Source organism: Archangium sp. (assembly GCF_036389735.1).
GTDB lineage: Bacteria > Myxococcota > Myxococcia > Myxococcales > Myxococcaceae > Archangium.
Map to the genome: position 1 here is coordinate 1 of NZ_DASVWK010001080.1, position 5109 is coordinate 5109.

Consider the following 5109-nt stretch of genomic DNA (forward strand, 5'->3'; position numbering starts at 1 on the left):
ACGCCATCCGCCAGGACCCCAGCCGCCTGGAGCGCACCCTGGTGGACCTGCTCCTGTCGGCCCCCGACGTGATGCTGGCCCAGGTGCGGGCCGTGGCGGACAACAAGGCTCCCGATGACGCGGCGGCGCTGCTCGCCCAGCTCGCCGAGCGCGTGTCCGTGCTCACCGGCCGCACGCCCGGGACCACGCGCGTGCTGAATCAGCGTCCCTCGGGCGTGACCCCCGCCGTACCGGCCGCCCCCGCCGCGCTCGAGTCCCTGGAGGCACCTGCTCCGGCTCCCGCCGCGCCCGCGCCCGCCGCCGAGGTTCCGGCGGAGACGGCCTCCACCGCCAACAGCGCGGTGGCCCAGCTCGCCGCGACGGTCTCGATGGCCGTGCGGACTCCCCAGCCAGAGGCCGGGGCGCAGCCGGAGGCGGGTCCGAAGCAGCCGGTGCGCTGGGCGGTGCGGTTGCGTGTCTCCCCCACGTGCCAGACGCCGGGCGTGCGCGCCTTCCTGGTGCACAAGCGCCTGACGGGTCTGGGCACGCTGCACGGCCTGACGCCTCCGCTGGAGGACCTCAAGGCGGGTCGTATCCCCGAGGGGCTGATCAACGTCGAGCTGGAGACGGCGGAGGGCGAGGAGGGCATCCGCAAGGCGCTGCGCAACGTGGCCGAGGTGGACCTCGTCTCGCTGAAGCTGGCGGTGGTGGCCCCCACGGCGCCGCCTCCACCGGCGGTGGGCCTGGCGATGGCCGCGGAGGCCCCGAGACCGGTGGGCGCCGACGCGACGCGCACGGTGCGCGTGCGCACGGAGCTGCTGGACTACTTCCTGGACACGGTGGGCGAGCTGCTGCTGGCCACCGCGCGCCTGCGCGAGCTGGGCAAGGTGCTGCCAGAGAACTCGCGTCCGCCCATCGAGGAGGGGGTCTACCGGCTGCACGCGCTGGTGAAGGACCTGCACGACAAGGTGATGAGCGCGCGCATGACGCCGCTGTCGCTCATCACGGACCGGCTGCCCCGCGCGGCGCGCGACATCGCCCGGCGCAGGGAGCGCGAAGTCGACCTCGTCATCACCGGCGCGGAGATCGAGCTCGACCGGGCCATCCTCGACGAGCTGGCGGATCCACTGCTGCACCTGCTGCGCAACTGCATCGACCACGGCCTGGAGTCGCCGGAGGAGCGGGTGGCGGCGGGCAAGGGCCCGCGGGGGCGCGTGTTGGTGTCGGTGCGGCGCGCGCGCGACCGCGTGGTGCTGGAGATGGAGGACGACGGCCGTGGCATGAACGCGGCGAAGCTGAAGGCGGCGGCGGTGGCTCGCGGCGCCCTCAGCGCGGAGGCGGCGGCGCGGATGACGGACCGCGAGGCCTTCATGCTCGCGTGCCTGCCGGGCGTGTCCACCGCCAAGGACGTGTCGGAGATCTCCGGCCGCGGCGTGGGCATGGACGCGGTGAAGCGGGTGGTGGAGAACGTGGGCGGTACGATCGAGATCGAGAGCGAGCTGGGCCGGGGCACGCGCTTCACGCTGCGGCTGCCACTGACGGTGGCGGTGGTGCACCTGCTGCTGGTGGGCGTGGGGGACGAGGTGTTCGGTCTGCCCATCGCCAAGGTGGTGGGGGCGCTGGAGGCGGACGGCGAGACGCTGGCGCGCAGCCGGGAGACGCCGCTGCTGCCGCACGGCCAGGGGTTGCTGCCGGTGTACGGGCTGGACGCGCTGGTGGGAATGGAGGCGCCAGCACGCAAGGGGCTCCGGCCCTTCGTGGTGATGGAGGGAGACGCGGGCCGGGTGGCGCTCGCGGTCGACCGACTGGTGGGGCAGGAAGAGGCGGTGCTCAAGCCGCTGTCCCAGCCCTTGGACTTGCTGCCGGGCCTTTCCGGGGTGACCATCCTGGGAAGTGGCCGCCCGGTCTTCATCCTGGACGTGCCGAGGTTACTGTCCGCGTGAGCGCTCTCCCGACCGACATTCAGCTGGACGCCCTTCGTGAGGTGGCCAATATCGGCTGCGGGCACGCGGTGAACGCGCTGGCGCGGCTGGTGGGTGGCCGCACGGTGCACCTGTCCGTGCCACGCGCCGTGCTGGCGACGGCCGCGGAGGTGGCCGGGCTGCTGGGCGGGGGCGCGGCCCCCGTGGTGGCGGCGAAGCTGGGCATGCAGGGGCAGCTCCAGGGCGTGCTGTTGCTGGTGCTGCCCGAGGCGGACAGCACGGCGCTGGAGACGCTGTTGCTGCGGCGTTCGGATGCGCCGGCGGAGGAGCGCGAGAGCGCGCTGATGGAGACGGCGAACATCGTGGCGAGCGCGTGCCTGTCGGCCATCGGGACGCTGACGGGCTGGAAGCTGCTGCCCTCGGTGCCGGTGCTGTTGAGGGGCGAGGCGGGCCCGGTGTTGTCGAACGTCGTGGCGGAAGCCGAGGGCGACAACCGCGTGGTGGTGCTGGAGACGCGCTTCTCGTCGGTGGGCGCGCCCGCGGTGTCCGGCCAGGTGCTGCTGGTGCTGGAGCGCGATAGCTCCAAGGCGCTGCTCACCCGCCTGGGCGTTTGAGCAGCCGGGCAGCCAGGGCTCCCCCCCTGGCTTGCGAGCCCTCTGTCCCGACCTCAGCTTGACGCCCTGGGAGGGGCGGAAGCCCTTCGTCCCAACGGGGGTGGCGAGCATGAGGGGAATCATCTGGGGCGCGGTGGTGGGCGCGGTGGTGCTCGTGGGTTGCCGGACGGACGGAACGGTGGCGATGCGCCAGTCCTCGGGGAGCGAGGGCACCATCGCGAAGAACCCCTACTCGATGGAGCGGGGCTTCACGATGAAGGGCACGGTCGAGGGCGAGTACTCGGACACGCTCGTCATCGAGGACAAGTGGGGCAAGACCCGCTACCTGCGCATCACCGACCAGACGCGCTACTACCAGGACGGCAAGCAGATTGGCCGCGAGCTCCTCGCGCCCGGCTCCACGGTGCGCGCCGCCTTCGCCAACAACAACACGGAGATGGTGGCGAGCGAGATCATCGTCGTGGAGGACGTGGGCGAGGCGGACCCGCTCCAGGCGCCGGATCGGATGAACAACCTCCCTTGACACGTCGTGTCAATCCGAGATGACCCGGGGATGACTTGACGGGGCGTGTACTCGCGCCGCGCTCCACCGTGAAGAGGACAAGTTAACCTCTCGGATTCACTGGCCGCGGCCAACATCCGGAGTGGGAGGGTTCACTTTCCAAAGCGGGTGTGGAAAAGTCCCGCGCAATGGTTGATTCGTCGCTCCGTCGCCCCACGGCCAGACGCGCGAATATTCGTTACCCCGTCGCCACCTCCCTGTTGCTGCTTCCGCTGGCGTTGGCGGGCTGCGCGCACTCGCAGCCGCCGCCGGCCGAGACCGCGACCGCGCAGGTAGGCACGAACACGGCGCCCGCTCCGGCGGCGACCGCGACGCCCGCGCCTGCTCCGGCGCCCGCCGCTCCCGCGCGCCGCTGGTCCGACGAGGTGCTCTACTTCGTCGTGCTGGACCGCTTCGCGGATGGCGACCCGGCCAACAACGTCAAGGTGGACAAGAAGGCCCCCGGTACCTTCCACGGCGGAGACTTCAAGGGGCTGCGCGAGCAGCTCGACGAGCTGTCCTCGCTGGGCGTGACGGCGCTGTGGATCACCCCGGTGGTGAAGAACATCGAGGGCTTCGTCACCGGCGCGGGCTTCCCGGACTGGGGCTACCACGGCTACTGGGCGGATGACTTCCAGCAGGTGGATCCGCGCTTCGGCACCGAGCAGGAGCTGAAGGCCCTGGTGGACGCGTGCCACGCGCGCGGCATCCGCGTGCTGCTGGACGTGGTCTACAACCACCCCGGCTACAACTCGCGCTACCTCAACGCGCCCGAGACGCGCGGCTGGCTGCGCTCGGAGGAGAAGGGCACCTGCGGGGCGGATGACCTGACGAGCTGCGTGTCCGGCCTGCCGGACTTCAAGACGGAGCGGCCCGAGGTGGCGAAGTACCTGCTCGACGCGCAGCTCTCCTGGGGCAAGCGCTCGGGCGTGGACGGCTTCCGCCTGGACACGGTGAAGCACGTCGACCACCCCTTCTGGCAGGAGCACCGGCGCCGCACCCGTGAGGAGCTGGGCAAGGACTTCTTCCTGCTCGGCGAGGTGTGGGGTGGGGACCGTGAGTCGCTCGAGCCGTGGTTCTCCACGGACGAGATGGACGCCGGCTTCGACTTCGGCTTCCAGGGCAGCGCGCTGGCGTGGGCCCAGAATCGCGGCCGCACCGTGGCCTTCGACGCCTACCTGCGCTCGCGCCACAAGGTGCGCAAGGGTTACCACCTGTCGCACTTCCTGTCCTCGCATGACGTGCCCGGCGCGCTCTTCCAGCTCCAGGGCGACAAGCCGCGCTTCCGGCTCGCGGCGGCGCTCCAGCTCACCACCTCCGGCATCCCCGTCATCTACTACGGCGAGGAAGTGGGTCGCCCCGGGGGGGACTGGCCCGCCAACCGCGACGACATGCCTTGGGGCGAGCGCGCGGTACAGCCTGGTACGGGCCTGCCTCGCGATGAATCGCTGCGCCAGTTCTACCAGAGGCTCATCGCGGTCCGCCGGGCGCATCCGGCGCTCGCGCGCGGTACGCACAAGGGGCTCGTCACCGACGGCGACACCTACGTCTTCCTCCGGCACGAGCCGGAGTCGGGCGATGCCGTGGTGGTGGCGGTGAACCGGAGCAACAAGAAGGCGTCCGTCTCCTTCCCCTGGCCCGAGGCCTGGAGTGGGGCGGACGCGGAAGACCTGCTCGACGGGGGCCGCCTGACGGCTGCTCCCACGGTGGAACTCGCCGTCGAGCCAATGGGCGTCCGAATCCTGGGACGGGCTCGTTGATGATCATACAGTTTGGAACCATGCACCTGGGCAACCCAGGGTGCGCCCGTGTGGGGAGAGCCTGAATGGCCGGTGTGGTTTTCAAGAATGTGGCCAAGCGGTACGGCGATGTCTCGGTCATCGAGGGCCTGAACCTCGACATCCGGGACCATGAGTTCATGGTGCTGGTGGGTCCGTCGGGCTGCGGCAAGTCCACCGCGCTGCGGATGATCGCCGGCCTGGAGGAGATCACCGGAGGAACCCTCGCCATCGGCGAGCGCGTGGTGAACGAGCTGCCGCCCAAGGATCGGGAC

The 5109-nt window shown here is 71.1% G+C and carries 5 protein-coding genes; all 5 read left to right on the forward strand.

What is annotated here, in order from left to right:
- Positions 1–1922, forward strand: a 1922-nt coding sequence (locus VF794_RS38880) for a chemotaxis protein CheW (protein WP_331118619.1), incomplete at its 5' end; no start/stop codon positions are given.
- Positions 1919–2515 (forward strand): chemotaxis protein CheC, encoded by a 597-nt coding sequence (locus VF794_RS38885; protein WP_331118620.1) that lies wholly within the window; start codon positions 1919–1921, stop codon positions 2513–2515. The genes VF794_RS38880 and VF794_RS38885, both read left to right, overlap by 4 nt.
- Before the next feature lie 109 nt (positions 2516–2624).
- Positions 2625–3038, forward strand: a complete 414-nt coding sequence (locus VF794_RS38890) for a hypothetical protein (protein ID WP_331118622.1) — start codon at positions 2625–2627, stop codon at positions 3036–3038.
- 167 nt (positions 3039–3205) lie between these two features.
- Entirely contained in the window at positions 3206–4816 is a 1611-nt protein-coding gene (locus VF794_RS38895) for an alpha-amylase family glycosyl hydrolase (protein ID WP_331118624.1), read from the forward strand.
- Positions 4817–4881: 65 nt separating this feature from the next.
- The coding region (locus tag VF794_RS38900; RefSeq protein ID WP_331118627.1) for an ATP-binding cassette domain-containing protein at positions 4882–5109 on the forward strand (228 nt) is incomplete at its 3' end.